This window comes from Pseudarthrobacter sp. NS4 (genome assembly GCF_024758005.1).
Taxonomy (GTDB): Bacteria; Actinomycetota; Actinomycetes; order Actinomycetales; family Micrococcaceae; genus Arthrobacter.
The window spans coordinates 3,887,885-3,906,487 of sequence record NZ_CP103288.1 but is presented as its reverse complement, the minus strand read 5'-3'; the positions used below and the strand labels follow the sequence as shown (position 1 = coordinate 3,906,487).

At 60.9% G+C, this 18,603-nt stretch carries 14 protein-coding genes; 6 read left to right on the top strand and 8 right to left on the bottom strand.

The features are described from left to right. Complete coding sequence (uidA, locus tag NXY83_RS18400; RefSeq protein WP_258803652.1) at positions 1–1,794, top strand: beta-glucuronidase; 1,794 nt, start codon at positions 1–3, stop codon at positions 1,792–1,794. 247 nt (positions 1,795–2,041) lie between these two features. Beyond that, complete coding sequence (locus tag NXY83_RS18395) at positions 2,042–3,256, top strand: MFS transporter (protein WP_258803651.1); 1,215 nt, start codon at positions 2,042–2,044, stop codon at positions 3,254–3,256. Positions 3,257–3,345: 89 nt separating this feature from the next. Here NXY83_RS18395 and NXY83_RS18390 read toward each other — a convergent pair whose 3' ends face one another. Both NXY83_RS18390 and NXY83_RS18385 read right to left on the bottom strand, forming a co-directional pair. Next, a complete protein-coding gene (locus tag NXY83_RS18390) occupies positions 3,346–4,389 on the bottom strand; it encodes a LacI family DNA-binding transcriptional regulator (RefSeq protein ID WP_258803650.1) in 1,044 nt (347 codons plus the stop codon). Next, complete coding sequence (locus tag NXY83_RS18385; protein ID WP_258803649.1) at positions 4,382–4,786, bottom strand: hypothetical protein; 405 nt, start codon at positions 4,784–4,786, stop codon at positions 4,382–4,384. The genes NXY83_RS18390 and NXY83_RS18385 overlap by 8 nt, the downstream gene beginning before the upstream one ends. Between NXY83_RS18385 and NXY83_RS18380 the strand changes: the two genes are divergently transcribed. After that, on the top strand, positions 4,785–5,411 hold the full coding sequence (locus NXY83_RS18380; RefSeq protein ID WP_258803648.1) for a TetR/AcrR family transcriptional regulator: 627 nt from the start codon (positions 4,785–4,787) through the stop codon (positions 5,409–5,411). The two genes, NXY83_RS18385 and NXY83_RS18380, sit on opposite strands and share 2 nt — an antisense overlap. On the opposite strand, the gene NXY83_RS18375 is transcribed toward NXY83_RS18380, so the two are convergent. The 6 genes from NXY83_RS18375 to NXY83_RS18350 form a co-directional block, all read right to left on the bottom strand. Next, complete coding sequence (locus NXY83_RS18375) at positions 5,408–6,919, bottom strand: glycoside hydrolase family 43 protein (RefSeq protein WP_258803647.1); 1,512 nt, start codon at positions 6,917–6,919, stop codon at positions 5,408–5,410. The genes NXY83_RS18380 and NXY83_RS18375 overlap by 4 nt on opposite strands. Next, complete coding sequence (locus NXY83_RS18370) at positions 6,916–7,779, bottom strand: ATP-binding cassette domain-containing protein (protein ID WP_258803646.1); 864 nt, start codon at positions 7,777–7,779, stop codon at positions 6,916–6,918. The genes NXY83_RS18375 and NXY83_RS18370 overlap by 4 nt, the downstream gene beginning before the upstream one ends. Further along, on the bottom strand, positions 7,779–9,566 hold the full coding sequence (locus NXY83_RS18365; RefSeq protein WP_258803645.1) for a dipeptide/oligopeptide/nickel ABC transporter permease/ATP-binding protein: 1,788 nt from the start codon (positions 9,564–9,566) through the stop codon (positions 7,779–7,781). Before NXY83_RS18365 ends, NXY83_RS18370 begins: the two co-directional genes overlap by 1 nt. Then, positions 9,563–10,504 (bottom strand): ABC transporter permease, encoded by a 942-nt coding sequence (locus NXY83_RS18360; protein WP_258803644.1) that lies wholly within the window; start codon positions 10,502–10,504, stop codon positions 9,563–9,565. Before NXY83_RS18360 ends, NXY83_RS18365 begins: the two co-directional genes overlap by 4 nt. Positions 10,505–10,571: 67 nt before the next feature. Further along, entirely contained in the window at positions 10,572–12,140 is a 1,569-nt protein-coding gene (locus tag NXY83_RS18355; protein WP_258803643.1) for an ABC transporter substrate-binding protein, read from the bottom strand. Positions 12,141–12,478: 338 nt separating this feature from the next. Continuing rightward, a complete protein-coding gene (locus tag NXY83_RS18350) occupies positions 12,479–13,081 on the bottom strand; it encodes a TetR/AcrR family transcriptional regulator (RefSeq protein WP_258803642.1) in 603 nt (200 codons plus the stop codon). Positions 13,082–13,181: 100 nt separating this feature from the next. Here NXY83_RS18350 and NXY83_RS18345 point away from each other — a divergent pair, with 100 nt between their 5' ends. The 3 genes from NXY83_RS18345 to NXY83_RS18335 all read left to right on the top strand — a co-directional run bounded on the left by NXY83_RS18345 (position 13,182) and on the right by NXY83_RS18335 (position 18,602). Then, a complete protein-coding gene (locus NXY83_RS18345; protein WP_258803641.1) occupies positions 13,182–13,961 on the top strand; it encodes an SDR family NAD(P)-dependent oxidoreductase in 780 nt (259 codons plus the stop codon). A gap of 98 nt (positions 13,962–14,059) precedes the next feature. Continuing rightward, positions 14,060–15,706 (top strand): FAD-dependent oxidoreductase, encoded by a 1,647-nt coding sequence (locus tag NXY83_RS18340; protein ID WP_258803640.1) that lies wholly within the window; start codon positions 14,060–14,062, stop codon positions 15,704–15,706. A gap of 451 nt (positions 15,707–16,157) precedes the next feature. After that, positions 16,158–18,602 (top strand): beta-glucosidase family protein, encoded by a 2,445-nt coding sequence (locus NXY83_RS18335; protein WP_258803639.1) that lies wholly within the window; start codon positions 16,158–16,160, stop codon positions 18,600–18,602. The last annotated feature ends 1 nt before the right edge of the window (position 18,603 follow it).

Here is an 18,603-nt window from a genome sequence, read left to right as displayed (position 1 = left end):
ATGCTTAAACCGCAAATGTCGCCCACCCGTGAACTCATTTCGCTTGACGGACTCTGGGCGTTCGACATCGAACGCGACTCAAGGCCCCAGGCCTGGACCGGCACCCTTGACAGCGGACTTGAAGCCGCAGTCCCTGCCAGCTACAACGATCTCTTCGTTGACTCCGCCATCCGCGACCACGTCGGTTGGGCCTGGTACCAGCGCAAAGTCTGCGTCCCCCGCAGATGGACTTCAGACCGGATCTTCCTGCGCGTGGATGCCGCCACCCATGAAGGCCGTGTTTACGTCAACGACTCTTTCGTGGGACAACACATTGGGGGTTACACGCCATTCGAGATGGACATCACGGACCTGGTCGCTCCGGGGGAAGAGTTCCGTCTGACCATCGGCGTAAATAATGAACTGACAAACATCACCATCCCCCCAGGGTCCATCACGGTAGCCCAGGATGGCCGGCGGCAGCAGAAATACCTGCACGACTTCTACAACTACGCCGGGCTTTCCCGCTCCGTCTGGCTCTACAGCGCGCCCCAGCAACGGGTTGAAGACATCACCGTCGTCACCGATATTGAGGGCACCACCGGCGTCGTGACGTACGACGTCCAAGCATCCGCCCCTTCGACAGTGCGGGTCCGCGCGCTGGATGCCTCCGGTACCCAGGTTGCGGAAGCTGAAGGAGCAGCCGGAACCCTGCGCATCGAAGCCGCAAACCTCTGGAAGCCCGGGGCCGCCTACCTGTACAACCTGGTCGCGGAGATCGTCGACAACGGCGAAGTCATCGACAGCTACACACAAACCTTTGGCGTCCGAACGGTCGAAGTGCGCGGCGCCGAGTTCCTTATCAACGGCGAGCCGTTCTACTTCACAGGCTTTGGCAAGCATGAGGACTCACCCGTGCGCGGCAAGGGCCATGATGACGCGTACCTGGTGCATGACTTCCAACTGCTGGAGTGGGTCGGCGCCAACTCGTTCCGGACCTCCCACTACCCCTACGCCGAGGAGGTCATGGACTTCGCAGACCGCCACGGCATCGTCGTCATCGACGAGACCGCCGCAGTCGGGCTCAACCTCGCCGTGCAGGGAGGACTTGCCGGTGGAGCAACAACACCTACGTTCTCCCCCGAAACCTTCAACGACGACACCCAGGCCGCCCACGCCCAGGCGATCCGCGAGTTGATCGCCCGGGACAAGAACCACCCCAGCGTCGTCATGTGGTGCATTGCAAATGAGCCATCGTCCAACGAAGAAGGCGCCAGGGAGTACTTCGCACCGCTCGTGGAACTGACCCGGACGCTTGATCCAACCCGCCCGGTCACCTACGCAGTTGTCATGTTCGCCACATTCAAGAATGACAGGATCGCAGACCTCTTCGATGTCATGTGCCTCAACCGCTACTACGGCTGGTACGTAGCCACCGGAGACCTGGCAACAGCCGAAACCTACCTCAAGGGCGAACTGCAGGGGTGGGTTGACAAGTTTGGAAAGCCCATCATGATGGCGGAGTACGGCGCGGATACCCTGCCGGGCCTCCACTCTGTCTGGGACATGCCGTGGACGGAGGAGTACCAGGCCGACTATCTGGACATGAACCACCGGGTCTTCGACAGCATCCCGTCCTTCGTGGGGGAGCAGGTCTGGAACTTCGCAGACTTCCAAACGTCCAACGGCATCCACCGCGTTGACGGGAACAGGAAGGGCGTCTTCACCCGGGACCGTAAGCCCAAGTCGGCGGCCCATGCACTGCGGACCCGCTGGCGGGGCCTCGAAAACCAAAAGCCAGGAACCAGCAACTAGAACGACGTCAGGACACGGGTGGAAAAAAATCGGGGCGTGGTCGTCCGCCCGTGTCAGGTCGCCGCATTTACGGGAGGGGGTAAACGCGTTGGTCCCTAAGGAGGAAGCGGCAGGAGGTTCGGAGCCGTTCGAGACCGAAATAGGGCGGATTCCGAAATCGAACGTCGCGTTGCCGTCGCCTCCCGACACCGATGCACCGACACCTGACATTGCCGGAAATCCGCAGAAGCCTGTAAGCCGGGCGACGGTGACCTTGCTCGTCCTGGCCACCTTCGGCGGTGGCATGGCGATGATCGTGCCGATGGCCTTTTCCCTGGCCCTCAGGCTCAACGAACTTGCCCCGGGACGGGAAGAGTTCCTGGGATACATGCTCGGCATTGGTTCGCTGTGCTCCCTGATCGCTGCACCACTCACAGGCATCCTCAGTGACAGAATGCGGTCCCGATGGGGCAGGCGACGGCCGTTTACCGTGATCGGTACAGTACTTGGGCTGGCCGCGATACCGCTCATGGCGTTCGCTCCGAACGTTGTTGTACTTGGTGCCGGTTGGGTCCTGTCCACAGTCGGATGGGGTACAGCTGTGGGGTCCATAGGCAATTACCAGGCTGACAACCTGCCTGGGGTCCAGCGGGGCAAGGTGTCCGGCCTGACGGGCCTAACGATGCAGATTTCCCCTGTCATCGGAATCATCCTCGTCGGACGGGTTACTGCTGACGCATTATGGGTGTTCCTGCTCCCGGCTGCCATCGGAACACTTCTGGTCGGCGCCTTCGTCGTCCTTGCTCCGGAAAAGGACACCCGCGGCGCCGCCTCAGCCGGCCCACTTTCAATTGGAAGCGTGTTCAGAAGTTTCGTTTTCAACCCCAAGGAGCATCCGGCGTTTGCCTGGACATGGGCGGGGCGTTTCGTGTTCTTCCTCGGACTGACCTTCACCACCAGCTACGCCACTTTCTTCTACGCCCAACGGCTGGGCATCAGCGTCGCGGAGGTCACGACTGTCATCGCGGTGATCTCAGCTGCAAGCATCGTCAGCTCGACCGCCGGCGCATTAGGCGGCGGGTGGTTCTCCGACCGTGCCAACCGCCGCCAACCCTTTATTCTGGTGGGTGCCGTAATTTACGCGGCAGGCACGGTGGTGTCGGCCTTCTCGCACGACTTCATCACCCTTATCGCAGGATCCTTGATCTCATCCCTGGGCATTGCAGTCTTCATCTCGGTAGGACAGGCACTCGTCCTTGATGTCCTCCCACACCGGGAAACACAAGCAGGAAAGTTCATGGCGATAACGAGCTTCTCACAGAAGATTCCAGCCGCGCTGGCCCCCGGGCTGGCCCCCGTCCTGCTCTCCATTGGGGCGACGGGGACCGACAGGAATTACACCTTACTGTTCCTGGCCGCCGGTGCCCTTGCCCTTGTCGGCGGACTGATAACAGTGCTCGGCGTCCGCGAAACTAATAGCTGACAGCACGGGACCCACCAACTCACCGGTTGCCGTTCATGCCGGCGCCCCGACTCCCCTAAACCAGAACAAAGCAGCACTCCAGCCCCGGGCTAGGTCCTTGCCCCTGGCGGGATCCGGCCTGTTGATCCGCGAGCCACGAGTTCCGTCATCAGTTCCACGGGCGCAGGCTCCTCATTACCCCGCACGCTCTCTACGAGGCGACGGACCGCGTATTCGCCGGCTGTGCCGAGAGGCGTGCGGATTGTGGTCAATTGGGGAGAAGTGAACGCGGAACCGAAGATGTCATCGAATCCAACGATGCTTAGCTCTTCCGGTACTGCGATGTTCGCTTCCTGGCAGGCTGTGAGCAGACCAAGAGCCATAAGGTCATTATAGGCAAGGACCGCTGTGGCGCCGGCTGCCCGGATTCGGCGCAGTCCCTTGTGGCCACCTTCCACAGTGGGCTGGCCTGGACCTATCTCAACAATCGACATGCCTCGGCCCAGGGCTTCTTCAAGGATCACTTCCCAGCGCAGCGAGTTCATCCAGGAGTTGGCCGGGCCTGACAGGAAGGCGACAGAACGATGGCCGAGTCCGTGAAGATGGTCAAGCGCGTGTTTGATTCCCGGGACAACGTCGGGAATGACACTGGGCAGCCCGGGCACCGCACGGTTAACCAGGACGACGGGTTTGCGGCCTGCGGAGGCACGGATATCGCTCTCCGGCAATCGGGTACCCACCAGAACCAGCCCGTCAACGGAGGCCAGAAGCCGCTGGACGGTTTGCGCTTCCAACTCCGGGGATTCCTGCGACTCGGCGAGGACAAGGGTGTAGCCTTCGGCTTCTGTGGCACGCCCCGCGCCTCGAATAAGGTCAAAGTAGACAGGATTCGTAATGTCGGACATAACGAGGCCTACCGTATTGGTCATCCCCGTGGGCAGCGCCCTGGCCATCGGATTGATCCTGTAATCCATGGCGGTCGCCGCATCCCTGATGCGTTGAGCCGTCTTGGCATTGACCCGACCAGGATTGCTTAACGCTCTGGACACTGTGGACGGATTGACGCCCGTCGCGCGGGCGATGTCGTAAATTGTGGGCTGGGCTTTACGGGCGGGACGTATTGCCTTCTCACCGGCCGCAATCTTTTCACTCACCCGAAAGTCTCCCTGGCCCATGGAGCTTTGCGTTAACGCCATCCTGCTTAAGGATCAAACGCCGGGTGGCTGCCCCGTCGTGGGCGAGCCACAGAATGGAGCCGTCATTCGTCACGGCATCAACTAGGCCGCGGTCAAGGATGGTGCCACGTCGGTGGATTTCCACGAACCGGTCCTGGAGCTGTGTCCAATCATCGACGGGCTGCCAGTAGCCATCCAGCTGGCCCGGACTCTTTACAGGGCTTTCTTTGGTGCACATCATTTCCTCCCTTGCCGGCCCCCAGGCAACGGCTTCGTTTGATGTTGCTTGTTTGTCAATCCCACCGAGTGCGTACCACTGAAATTTCAATCCTGATGCTATTTTGGTGTTAGAAACGGCGACGATAGGAATCACCATGCCCACGGCCACGGCCAAACAACGCGGACCGTATGCGAAGACCGCAGCTCTGCAGTCGCGCATTCTTGAAACGTGCATCGAGCTCTTTGGGCAGACGGGCTTCCACAACCTGACCATGAAAGAAGTGGCGCAGCGCGCCGGCATAAGTCATACCGGGCTCCTCCATCACTTCGCCAATAAGGACGAGCTGCTCTCCGGGGTTCTGAAGCTCAGGGACCAGAAAAGGAAGGAATTCTTTCTGGAGCGCGGGGTGGACGTGCTGACGGTACCGGCAAGTACCGCGGCCATAAAGGCAATGCTGAAGACCGTAGCTGCAAATGACCTGCAGCCGGGTCTGATCGAGTTGCACAGTACGCTCTCCACGGAGGCCACTTCTCCTGACCATCCAGCCCATGACTACTATCGGCAACGCTATGCCAGCTCCATAGGCCTCTACACCCGAGCGTTCGCGGCATTGGCAGAACGTGGTGAGCTGAAAAGCGACATCGCCCCCGAAGACCTGGCGGCTATGTTCGTTGCATTGACTGACGGACTGCAAATTCAATGGCTGTATGACCGGGACACGGAACGGATTAAACGACATGTGCGCCTGTTCCTCCGTTCGTTCATTCCTGGCATTGACTAAGGTGTTGCTGCGGTTGTTTCAAGGCTGGTTTCGCGGATTTCCGATGCGGGAAACCCCTGATACTCGAAGCTGCTGATTTTTGCGGGCGAACCCAGCGCCTCAACGCCGATGACCCGCCCGGTGAAGCCGCCGGCGACCTCTGTTGAGAGATAGCGGCCGTCAACACTTGCAAGCCGGCAGAATTGGTTGTTTCTGAGGTACCCCAGCTCGAGTGTGTCCGGGCCGCTGCGGAACCGGTGCCCGGCCTCCGGTCCCACGGACCGGATGGCGAGCGGCGACTCAGGAAAGACGCCGTCCTGGACAGCCAGTTCCTGATCGAGTGGCCCCACTACCAGACGCACCTTTAGGTGATTTCCGCATCTTTCAACGCCGGCCCAATGTTGATCATCGATGCGCACCACGAGGGCGGCATCACCGTCAGGAATTGTCGCAACGGCGGTCCATTCCGGATCGCGGGCTCTTACAGCCAGCAGTTTGACCGCCTCTGTCTCCTCAACCCCTCGGCCCTCGGAGAGAATCAGCCCGGATTCGCCGTCCCGGGTAGTGAAAGAACGAGGATTGACACCTGGAGAAATCCATCGAGGGTGCAATTCATTCGTGGAGAAATTGTCGCGAAACGACGTTTCGACTCTCGGTGGGTCAAATGCTTCAGGCCTCACCACGGGCCAGTCCTCCACCCAGTCCACACCGGCAAGAAAAGTTTCCCGCCCATTGACGTGGTATTTCGGGAACGAACCGCGCGGACGCACGCCTAGGTAAACCATCGCCCAAGTGCCATCGGTGCGCTCAACCAGGTCCGCGTGGCCGGTGTTTTGAATAGCGTGCGGGGTGCTCCGATGAGAAAAAATTGGGTTCTGCGGATGTCCTTGGAACGGGCCTTCGATGGTGCGGGAGCGGGCGATTGAGACCGAATGCCCGTGGTGGGTGCCGCCTTCAGCGACCAGTAGGTACCACCAGCCGTTGCGTTGGAAAAGGTGCGGCCCCTCGGGATGGGCAAGGCCGGTACCTTTCCACAATTCGTGTGGAGTCGACTGGAGCTCACCGGTGGCCGGGTCTACGGTTGCATGGAAGATGCCGGCCATGGGGTGTGACCAGGTGAGGTGGCAGGTTCCCTCGCCGTCCCAGGACAAATCGGGATCAACCCCCACGGCGCCGGTGGTGTATACCGGTTCAGTCCATGGACCCGCCGGGTCCTTGGCGCGGACAATAAGGTGCCCGCGGCGGATGTCCGTGATGTTGGTTGTGGCCAGCCAGAACTCGCCGTCGTGGTACCGGAGCGTTGGTGCGTAGATGCCTCCCCCGGCGCCCGTGATGCCCGGGCGCACATTCAGCTGGGTCTCCCGATCCAGAACGTTGCCGATCTGCGTCCAGTCGAGCAGATTCTTGCTGTGGAAGATGGGCACGCCTGGAAAATATTCAAAGCTGGAGTTCACCAGAAAGTAGTCGTCGCCTAGCCTGCAGATGGACGGGTCCGGGTGGAAGCCGGGAAGAATCGGCTCTGTGGTCATGCGCGGACAACACCTGCCTGCAGGTCCTGTTCGCGGTGGAGCTCCAGGAGCCGGCGCCGTTCAGCCCGTCTTTTCTCCTGAGCCACAGGATCGGCAATCGGAGCAGCGAGCAAGAGCCGCTGTGTGTAGGGGTGCTCAGGGTCCGATGTCACCACTTCAGCTGACCCGGTCTCGACGATATCTCCCTTATAGACGACGCTGACCCTGTGACTGACATGCCTCACCACGGCAAGGTCATGGGAGACGAACAGGTAGGCCACCCCGGTTTGACGCTGAATATCGATAAAAAGGTCCAGGACCCGCGCCTGGGTGGAGAGGTCAAGCGCTGAAACCGGCTCGTCGCATACAATGAGCTTGGGCTCCGGCGCCAGGGCGCGGGCAATTGCAACCCGTTGGCGCTGGCCACCGCTGAACTCACGTGGGAGCCGTTCGATGGCATCAGCTGGCAGCCCCACCTGGTCAAGGAGCAGCCTGACACGCGTCCTCGCATCAACCCGGGTACGGCCCTGAATAATGAGCGGCTCGCTGAGGATGTCGCCGATGGTCATGGACGGGTTAAGGGAGGTGTAGGGGTCCTGGAAGACTACCTGTATGTCCTTGGACAGCTCCCGGCGCTCCTTGGGGCTGACATGGGTGATGTCCCGGTCCCTGAAGGTGATCTTGCCGCCGCTGGGTTTGACCAGTCCCAGTACTGCGCGGCCGATGGTGGTTTTTCCTGAACCGGATTCACCAACGACGCCAAGAGTCTCACCTTCGCCGATCGTCAGGGAAACCCCGTGCAGGACCTCATGTGGCTTGGCGCGGAAACCGCGCCCCGGGTAGGCAACCCTCAGCTGGTTTACATCGAGCAGGGTGCTCATCAGTGCTGCTTTCCGACCGGGTTGTGGAAGGCCATGGGGCCATCCTTACGCACCGTGGTCTCGTCGAGAATGGAGTCTAGAAGCATGGTGGTGTAGGCGTGCTGAGGATTGTGGAAGATATCCAATGCAGTTCCCGATTCCACAATCTGTCCGTACTGCATCACCGCAATTCGGTCACAAATGTCCGCTACAACACCGAAATTGTGAGTGACCAGGAGTACAGCCATGTTCAGTTCTGCCTGCAGGTCACGCAGGAGGTCCAGGATTTCGGCCTGAACGGTGACGTCAAGAGCGGTGGTCGGTTCGTCGGCGATGAGCAGCTTCGGCCGGCTTGCCACGGCTCCGGCAATCAGAACCCGCTGGGCCATACCTCCGGAAATCTGATGCGGGTAGGAATGAAAGGTCCGATCAGGGTCCGTGATGCCGACACGCTTCAGGAGCGCGAACACGCGTTCCTTCGCTTCCTTGGCCGACATCTCAGAGGATGCACGGATACCTTCGACCAGCTGGGCCCCCACCGAAAAGGACGGATCCAGGTTCGACATCGGTTCCTGGGGAATGTAGGCGATGGACCGACCACGGAGGGAGCGAAGTTCCCCTTCGCTGAGGCCAAGAAGCTCACGGCCATCCAACTTTATTGATCCGCGGGTGATAACGGCCTCAGGAGGCAGGACGCCGAGGACGGCAAAGGCTGTCTGCGTCTTTCCTGAGCCGGACTCACCAACCAAACCCAAGGTCTGGCCGGCAGCCAACTCCAGGTTAACGCCGTTGACCACTTCGCGGAGTTCCCCTGTAGGTGTGGGATAAGCGATTGCGAGGTCCCTGACGGTCAGCAGCAGGGGTTCGTCGATGGCCGCCTCCTGCTGCACCGATGGTGTTGCCTGGACCTTCGCCGTCAGACGCTTTGCGGCTTTGGGCCGGACGCCTTCGAAGGCGTCACGCAGTGCGTTCCCGAGCAGCACCATTGACGCGGTGATCACGCCCAGAAGCAGGCTTGGCCAGAGGAACTGGGTGGGCTCTTCATACAGGTTCAGGAATCCGTCCGCGATCATCGCACCAAAGCTTGGGATGGTGTTGGAACCGACGCCAAGGAACGCCAGGCCCGACTGCAACGTGATGGCTGAGCCGGCCAGGAAAGCTGCGGCGATAATGATGGGTCCGCGGACAACGAAGAGGACATGACGGCCAAGGATTCTAAGATCTGAAAGGCCCGATACCTTGGCAGCGTCTACAAACAGTTCGTTCTTGACCCCCACGACCTGGTTCCTGACGATCCGGTAAATTCCGGGGGACAGCAGGACACCGTAAATGAGCATTGTGGAGCGGTAGTCGCCTTTGGTGACAGGCATGAGAATGATCAGCAAGAGGATGCCGGGGAACGTCATGATGAGGCTGAAGACCCACTCGGTGACGCCTTGGAGCTTGCGCCCGTAGTAGCCACCGATCAAACCGAAGGTCACGCCGATTGCGAGGGCAACGCTCGTTCCGATCAGCCCGGAGATCATGCTGGTGTTGATGGAGTGGAGCAGGCGCGTAAAGATGTCCTGCCCATTCTGGTCCCCGCCCAACGGGTATCCGGCAGTCCCCATGGGGGCGTTGATGGCATCCAGCGAAGCCTCGTTGGGCCCATGCTGGGTCAGGAGCGGGGTCAGGATTCCGAGCAGGGTGATGACCAGCAGCAGACCTGCTGTGATGACAGCCTGGGGGTCCTTGAGCAGTTTCCGCCAGGCTGACTTACGGGGGGCAGCTGTATGGACCGGTTCGACGATGAGTTCTTCGACGCTCAAAAGATTCTCGCTTTCGGATTGAGCCACCCGTTCACAAGGTCGACTAGGAGATTGATGCAGACCACGAGCAAAACGCTGAACAGCGTGATGCCCATAATCACGGTGATGTCCCCCTGCAAGGAGGAATTGAACGCAAACGTGCCAAACCCGGGCAGCGCGAATACCTTCTCAATGATCAGCGCCCCACCGAGCATGGCGATGAACTCGAAGGACAGCACGGTCAAAGCAGGCCCGGCGGCGTTGCGCAGGGCATGCTTGAGAACGATGGACCGCGTGGAGATTCCCCGGGTACGCAGGGTCCGGACATAGTCCTTTCGCAACTCGTCGATCATCGTGCCGCGGACCTGGGCCGTGATATTCGCGGCGCCGCCGATGACGAGCACGATGACGGGAATGGTGATGGTGGCAGCCCATCTGCCCGGATTCACATCGAAGGGGGTATACCCGGTCGCAGGCAACATTCGGAGGTTGATAGCGAAAACCACAACCAGCACAATCGCAATGAGCAGACCCGGAATGATGTAACCCACCAGGGACGCTGCCTGCGCCAGGCGGTCCACCAGGCCGCCTCGGGTAGCTGCGACGACTCCGAGAGTGACACTGATCAAGACGGTGATAGCCAGGGCCACGAGCACGATGGACAACGTGACGGCCAGCCGCGAAGCAACCGCTGGACCGACGGGTTCGCTGGTGAACAACGATGTACCAAAGTCACCGCGTAGAACTCCGCCGAGCCATTCAAAGTACTGGACCAGTACCGGACGGTCGAAGCCTAGTTCGGCCGTCATTGCAGCCACGGACTCGGGGGTGGCGACGCTTCCGAGTCGGGCACGGACGACCGCGTCGAATGAGAGGCTAAGCAGGAAAAAGGTGATCAGCGTCACCAGCATTGCGAGCAGGAGTCCTGTCCCAAGCCGACGCAGAATATAGGTGGTCATGACGGTCCTTCAAAGGAGTAAGCAGGGGAGAAGAGCCCCGGACGACTACGCCCGGGGCTCTCCGTTATCACTTCGTGGTGTCGAACGCCCGGATAGTGCTCATGGTGTTTGAGCCATCACCGAGGTACTCGATGCCATCCTTGGTCGCCCAGATGGTGCCGAGGTAGAACAATGGCGAGGTCAAGGCATTCTCTACGATGTGTGCGTTGATTTTCTTATAGAGCTCTGCGGCCTTGGCTTCATCGGACTCAAGGGAGACCTGGGAAATGAGCTCCGTCAGTTCGGGGTCTTCGGTGCCGAAGGGGTTGAGGAACCCGTTCTCACCAAAGTTGTTCTGAAGTTCCCGCGGTGCCACGTTGAGTCCGTCAATGAAGAACACCATCGGGTACTTCTTCGAGGAAACAGCTGCGGCGGCATTCTGCGGCGGAACCGGCTCCCAGTTCACCTTGATGCCAATGTCAGCCAGCGGCTGAGTGATAAGGGGTTCGAAGGACTTCGAAATCACGGTACTCGGCATGGTGACTTCGAACCCGTCCGCGTATCCCGCCTCCGCAAGCAGCTTCTTAGCACCTGCCGGATCGAACTTGTAGGTGTCCTCCAGCGAGGCGTCATAGGCTACACCCTTCGGGTTGAAGATTTGCACTGTTGCCTTGCCGGATCCGCGCAGGACCTGCTGGACCAGCTTCTCCCGATCAAAAGCCATGTTGATGGCTTTTCGCACGCGTTCGTCGGCCAGGGGCTCCAAAATGGTGCCCTCGCGGTCAGCAAGAACGAGGTTGGCTACCGCAGTGGCTTCCACCTTTTTGGTTTTGAAGCCCGCGGCTTCAATCTGCTGGACCTGCTGGGCTTCAACGTTTCCGGCATCAAGTTCCCCGGCCTGCAAGGCGTTGAAAACAGCGGTGCGGTCCTGGATGACCCGGACAGTCAGGGTCTTGAAGGGGTACGCCTTGGCGTTCCAGTAGTCGTCGCGGCGGTTCAAAACGTAGGTGGTGCCTGCGACAGTTGCGCTCTGATCAAGCGTGTACGGGCCCGATCCCGTCGGGTTCAATGCGCTGGTCTTGTCGTCGAGGGTCTCGGGGTCACCGATGACGCCCGCGGCCAGCGCCATGTTGTGAAGAAGCGAGGGGTCCTGCTGCTTTAACTTAAGGACGACGGTCTTCTCGTCCGGGGCTTCAATGGACTCGACGGAAGCCAGCTTGCCCTGCTGCTGGCCAGGCGTGGTCCGGGTCCGCTCCAATGTCCCCGCGACGTCTTTAGCGGTCACGGCATCACCGTTGCTGAACGTCAGCCCGTCCCGCAAGGTCAGGGACAATGTCAGGCCGTCCTCGGAAAGCTTCCAGCTTTCCGCGGCGTTGGGCTGAAGTTTGCCCGCGTTGTCAACGTAAAGGAGCGTGTCAAAAACTGACCCCCAGACATAGGTCTGCTGACCCTCCTGGAGCTGGGCGGGATCAAGAGAAGCCGGAGCCGCAGCGACTGCCAGAGCCATAGTGGCATTGGAGTTGGCGCCGGTCGAACCGGAATCGGCCTCTTCCTGGGCGGGACTGCCAGAGCAGGCAGTCATCGCCAGCAAAACAGCTGCTGCAACTGAAGTAGCGATCCCGGAACGGAATCGAGGTCGGATCACACGGGTGTTCACAAGAACTCCTTTGGTCATGGAATGAGTTGCCTGCACCGCAAAGTGTCAGCCTGCAGTGGGCCTCGCGGAAATTAGTAACGTATTTCTAATTTCGTACTGGAACTAGTGAAACATCCTTTCGGGGTGCTGACAACCGATTGCTGTAATTTTTTTTGGAGGCGACTGAACGGCTTGCTCAAGGGGAAGTGCGGCTCTGGTACCTGCGGCCATGCTTTCGTTCCGGACCCAGTGTCAGTGCGTACATGCGTCAGCCGTGGAGCGGGTGATGAGGGGGCACTGGATGCGGGTTCGACTTCGGAACCCGGCTCGAAGGCGGGGGATTGGGCCGAGAGAATGAGTCAGGCCGGGTCCAGATGCAGGACTGACAGTGCTGCCTGGAGATGGGTTGTAGGTACGGGATCGTCGCCGGCGGCCCATTGCAGCCAGGCTTCAAATGAGGCGCCTATAAGTGCGGCGCACAAATATCGTGCTGTAGTTTCCGGAATGCCGCGGGCGGTCAGATAGGAGCGCGTCCTGTCGCGTTGTGCCGCGAGGAATTCGTAGCTTCGGCTCATCAGTTCCGGATGCTCCGAGATCAGCCGCAGCCGTCCTCGCGTGACGGCTAGGTCGGGAAGGGCGTCCACGCCGGCAATCAGCGCATCACGAAGACCCCCCAGGATCTCTTCGGCTGTCATGTTAGGGGCTGGAGACGCAGCCATTAGGGGTGCGGAGGCTTGGATCGCCGGTCCCATTCCGCCCCACACCAACTCCGCCTTGTTCGCGAAATGGCGGTAGAGGGTTTTTCGCCCCACCCCGGCCTCACGGGCGATGTCTTCCATGGAGGTTTGCTCATACCCGCGTTCAGAAAACATTTTCAGGGCAAGGGCTGCTACAGCGTCCGGATCAACGCTCACCGGCCGCCCCGGGGGGCGAGAGGGGGTGATCAGGTTATCCGAATGCATCCCACCAGTATTCACCCTTCCATAGTGACACAGCGTGTCATAAGGTGGGTTGCACGGGCTATCGCCGAAATCCACAACATCAGCCGTCTGGAAGGACATCATGGGCAACGAAGTCACGTGGCAAGAAGCCATCACCAGCAACCGTTTTGCAGGGAAAACCGTCATTGTCACCGGTGCAGCCTCCGGGATCGGGCAGGCAACTGCCCTGCGCGTCGCGAAGGAGGGCGGCAGGGTCATCGCCGCGGACATCAGCAAGGAACGCCTGGATGCACTGGTTGAAGAGAACAGCGGCCTGGACCTTACGCCCGTGGCCGGTGACATTTCCACCGAGGAAACCGTTGCCGCCGTCGTTGCTGCCGCCGGAGGACGAGTGGATGCCCTGGCCAACGTGGCCGGGATCATGGACAACTTTGCCCCCATCCATGAGGTGGATGACGAACTCTGGGACCGTGTCTTCCGCATCAACGTCACGGCCCTGATGCGCCTCACCCGCGCGGTGACACCGCTGATGCTTGAGGCAGGCTCGGGCTCTGTGGTGAACGTCTCTTCGGAGGCCGGCATCCGCGGCTCGGCCGCCGGCGCCGCCTACACTGCCTCCAAGCATGCTGTCGTTGGCCTTACCAAGAACTCTGCCGTGATCTATGGCCCGAAGGGGCTCCGCTTCAACGCAGTGGCACCCGGACCCACCATCACCGGCATCGTGGCGAACTTTGGTTCCCGGATGGCCGCCGAACGCCTCGGTCCGCTCATGCAGGCCAACATCCCCACCCCCGCCACTGCCGCGCAGTTGGCTGCCTCGATCACCTTCCTGCTCAGCGACGACGGCACCAACGTCAACGGCGCCATCCTCGCCTCCGACGGCGGCTGGTCAGCCCTGTAATGAACTGAAGCGCACGACGGCGGGAGGTTCCGTCGTCGTCCGTGTCCAAAGCCAGTCCCAAGTCGAGACCGGCGCCCAGCAAGTGAAGGAGCAGAAGCATGTCGGAGTCAACGCTTTTTGACCACAGCTATGACGTCATTATCGTCGGCACGGGTGCCGCAGGACTGGCGACAGCAATGGGTGCCGCGGACGAGGGCCTGCGGGTCCTCCTGCTGGAGAGCACCGGCAAGTGGGGTGGCAACACGGCCATGTCCGGGGGCGGCATGTGGCTGCCGAACAACCCGCTCATGCAGCGGGACCATGCCGGCGACTCCCGCGACGAGGCGCTGACCTACCTCGAGACGACGGTCGGCGAGGAGGGGCGCGCCACCACACGGCTCCGGAAGGAGGCGTTCGTCGACGGCGTCGCCGACTTCGTCACCACGGCGGAGAAGTACGGGGTGAGGTTCGAACGTGCGGCGGACTACCCCGACTACTACCCCGAGCTCCCGGGCGGCAAGGTCGGCCGTGGCCTGGAGGTGAAGCCGTTCGACATCAAAAAGATCGGCCACTGGTGGAAAACCTGCCAGGCGCCCGCCGCGCTGCCGATTAAAACCGACGACATATGGCTCCTGGGCCGTGCCTGGTCCACACCCTCCGGCTTCATCCGCGGGGCGCAGCTCGTCTTCCGCGCCCTCGGCGGCCTGGCCACCGGCAAAAAGCTTGCCGGCATCGGCGCAGGATTCGCTGGTGCGTTCCTTGACGTCGTTGTGCAGAAGCAAGGTACCGACCTGTGGCTGAATGCCCCGCTGCAGGAACTCATCGTCGAGGACGGCCGTGTCGCAGGGGTGCGGATCACCCGGGACGGCAAGCCCCTGACCATCGGCGCTACACGCGGCGTGATGCTGGCCGGCGGTGGCTTTGACCACAATAAGGACCTCCGCCAAAAGCACCACGGGATCGACGGCGCCCCATCGGGCGCTCCCGGCAACCTGGGGCGCCCCATCGAAATCGCGCAGGACAACGGCGCAGCACTTGAGCTCATGGACGACGCATGGTGGGGCGGATCAATCGCCGCAGCGCCCGGCCACGGCCCCGCCTTCATAGTCGGTGAACGTGCACTGCCTTACTCAGTCATCCTCGATGCCAGGGGTGACCGGTTCGTGAACGAGTCCGAGTCCTACGTCGACCTCGGACACCACATGCTCGTGCACGACAAGGACGGCCCGTACTGGCTGGTCGGCGATGTGCGGCATGCCCGGCGCTACCTGCGCACTTTCGCGATCGAGCCGAAGAACAACAAGGCCATGAAGGATGCAGGGATCATGGTCAAGGCGGACACAATCACCGGGCTCGCCGCCAAGCTCGACATGGATCCAACTCGATTGGAGGCGAGCATTCACCGGTTTAACGGCTTTGCTCGCGCCGGTGTTGACGGTGACTTCGGCCGCGGTAACTCGGCCTACGACCGCTACTATGGCGACCCTACAGTTCATCCGAACCCCTGCCTCGGCCCGCTCGAAAAGGGCCCTTTCACCGCCTTCAAAGTGGTGATCGGAGACCTCGGCACCAAGGGTGGCGTTGTCACCGACGGTGATGCACGCGCGTTGCGCGAAGACGGCACGGTCATTAAGGGTCTCTACTCCGCTGGCAACAACTCCGCCTCTGTCATGGGGCGGACGTACCCCGGCCCGGGCTCCACCATCGGACCCGCCGTCGTGTTCGGTCTCCGCGGGGCCCGCCACATGGCCCGCCAAGCCGGCTGAAATGGGAGGGAACCAACCCAGGGGACTGGCTTCTCGTTTGTAGCAACCGAATTCGACGCAGCGTGCAGGGCCCTGGTTCAGCCCCGGTGCACTAAGGCGTGCCCCTGCTTTCGGGAACGGCATGATGAAACTCCAGCCACGTCAGGGCGCCCTCTTCGGGCGCTCCTGCCGTGCCCTGTGACGGCTGCGCCTGAGGCAGTGCGATTTGTGCCTACCTGGGGATGTTCATCGACTGCGGGCAGGTTCACCGTCTCGGGCATCCCGCGGGCACCCATGGCGTGCGAGCGGGACCGGAGGGCTCCTGTAGAAGCGGGACAAAATTAGGGCCGCGAAACTGGAAACCGATTGCCAATAAGATGCTACGATGAAATTCGAAACGCAATACTATATTCGGTGGCGGGTCCCGTTGATGGCCGCGCTGAGGATATGCGAGCCAAACGAAAGGTCCCCGATGACTTACCAGAACCCCTCTCTCCCTGTAGCCGACCGCGCGGCGGATCTGTTGGGCCGCATGACTCTGGCGGAGAAATCCATGCAGCTCGTAGGAATCCTGCCGCAGCCGCTTCTCGGAGCCGACGGAATTGCCAAAGAGCAACTGAGCCGGCACCTCAGCCAGGGCATCGGCCACATCTCCGGTGTAGGCATGGCAGGCGGTGGACCTGAGCGTTTGGCCAAGATGAACAATGACATCCAGTCGTTTTTGCGCGACTCCACCCGCCTGGCAATTCCCGCCATCCTCCACAACGAAGCGCTCAATGGTGTTGTTGCAGAAGGCCACTCCTCTTTCCCTACGGCTATCGGTCTGGCTGCGACCTGGAATCCGGCCAAAGTCCGTGAAATGGCAGAGTTGACCAGGCGGCAGATGCTGTCACTCGGTATCCGTCAGGGGTTGGCACCCGTTCTGGACGTAGCGCGGGACGCCCGCTGGGGCCGGGTGCATGAAACGTATGGCGAAGAAGTCCTGCTCGTCTCGGCGATGGGCGTGGCTTTTGTGCAGGGCCTGCAGGGGGAGGATCTCCGCCAAGGTGTTCTGGCCACAGCCAAACATTTCCTGGGGTATGCGATGACGGAGGCAGGCCAGAACCTTGCTGCCACGCAACTTGGCATGCGGGAACTTTACGACGTCTACGCAACGCCCTTTGAAGCTGCCATCCGCCTGGCTGGCCTTCGCAGCGTCATGAACAGCTATTCCGAGATTGATGGTGTTCCGGTAGCAGCATCGTCGGCCGTGCTCACGGACCTGCTTCGAAAGAAGCTGGGTTTTGAAGGGACCGTGGTGGCTGATTACCGCACCATTCAGTATCTGGTTGAACGGCAGCGGGTGGCCCGAACTCCGGAGGAGGCGGGTGCGATGTCACTGACCGCAGGCCTGGATGTCGAACTGCCGAGTGCTTACGGCTACGGACCGGCACTGGCTGCGGCCGTGGAAAAGGGGATGGTCGATGAAACTTTGGTCGACCGGGCTGTTCTGAGGGTTCTTACCCATAAATTCGAACTCGGACTGTTCGAGGATCCTTTTGTGAATGAGGATCCAATCCGGCTGAGGGCGGTGGCTAAGGAGGGCCGTGAATTGTCGGAGGAACTGGCCGCCCAATCCGTAACCCTGTTGAAGAACGAAAACAATCTGTTGCCGTTTGACCGCGGTGTTCGCCGCATCGCGGTCATTGGCCCGCACGCGGACTCTGTGATGGTCAACTTCGCCAATTACACGTATCCCACGGCTTTGGAAATGATCAAGGGGATGATGACCGGCCGGTCACGGATGGTCGGGATGGAAGGGGCGCTCGATGGCATGCCCGAGGCAATGAGAAAAGCTGCCGAGGAGCGCGTCAGTGCCATGGAGAACCTCGATCTGGAGAAGGTTGTTCGCGAAGAGTATGGGAGCCAGAGCCTGGCTGAGGCAGTGAGGCAGCTTATGCCAGAAGCGGAGGTCGTCGCCGTTTCCGGTACAGGTGTTCTTGATTCAGATCCGCATGACATTGAGGCGGCGGTGGCTGCCGCCTCGACAGCTGACGTGGTCATCCTCGCCATTGGCGGCAGGGCGGGCGCTTTCTCCGGAACAACCACGGAAGGTGAGGGCACGGACTCCGCCAATATCGACCTGCCCGCACGGCAGGTACAGCTTGTAAAGGAAGTGACCGCAGTCGGGAAGCCTACCGCAGCGGTCCTCTATATGGGGCGCCCCTACGGGCTCTCCGGCGTGGATGAGGCCCTGCCCGCCCTGGTGACCGCCTACTATCCAGGGCCGGAAGGCGCCACGGCCCTCGCCCGCGTACTCTTTGGCCTTGCTGCTCCTTCAGGGAAGCTGCCATTTTCGATTCCCCGGCACTCAGGGCAGGTACCGATCTATCAGGCGCAGAAAAGAGGCAGTGGCTACCGTCGCGAAAGTATCGACATGGCCAAGGCCTACGCCGACATGCCAAGCACCCCCCTGTATGCTTTCGGGCACGGGCTGAGCTACTCGGAGTTCGAATACGGTGAACTGCGGATTGAGCCGGCGGCCATCACTGCAGAGCAGGAAGTTACGATAACTGTCCCTGTCAGGAACATAGGAACGATCCGCAGTGCAGAAGTTTCCCAGCTGTACGTCGGCCTGCTGGGAACGGGAATCACCCGGCCTGCACAACAGTTGGCAGGATTCGCGCGAATAGAACTTGAAAGCGGCGACGAGGCAGAAGTCAGTTATAAAGTCCGGGGCTCGCAGCTGGGACATACTGCTCACGACGGCCGATTCGTCGTCGAGCCAGGAGAGGTTTCAGTTTGGGTGGGCTCAGCCTCAGACGACCTCCGGGCTCATGGCTCCTTTACGGTTCTTGGTGACCAACCTGTAGACGTCTCTGCGACCCGTAGTTACTTTCCTGAGGTTAGGGTTCTTCAAGCAATGAGAGCTGAGTGAG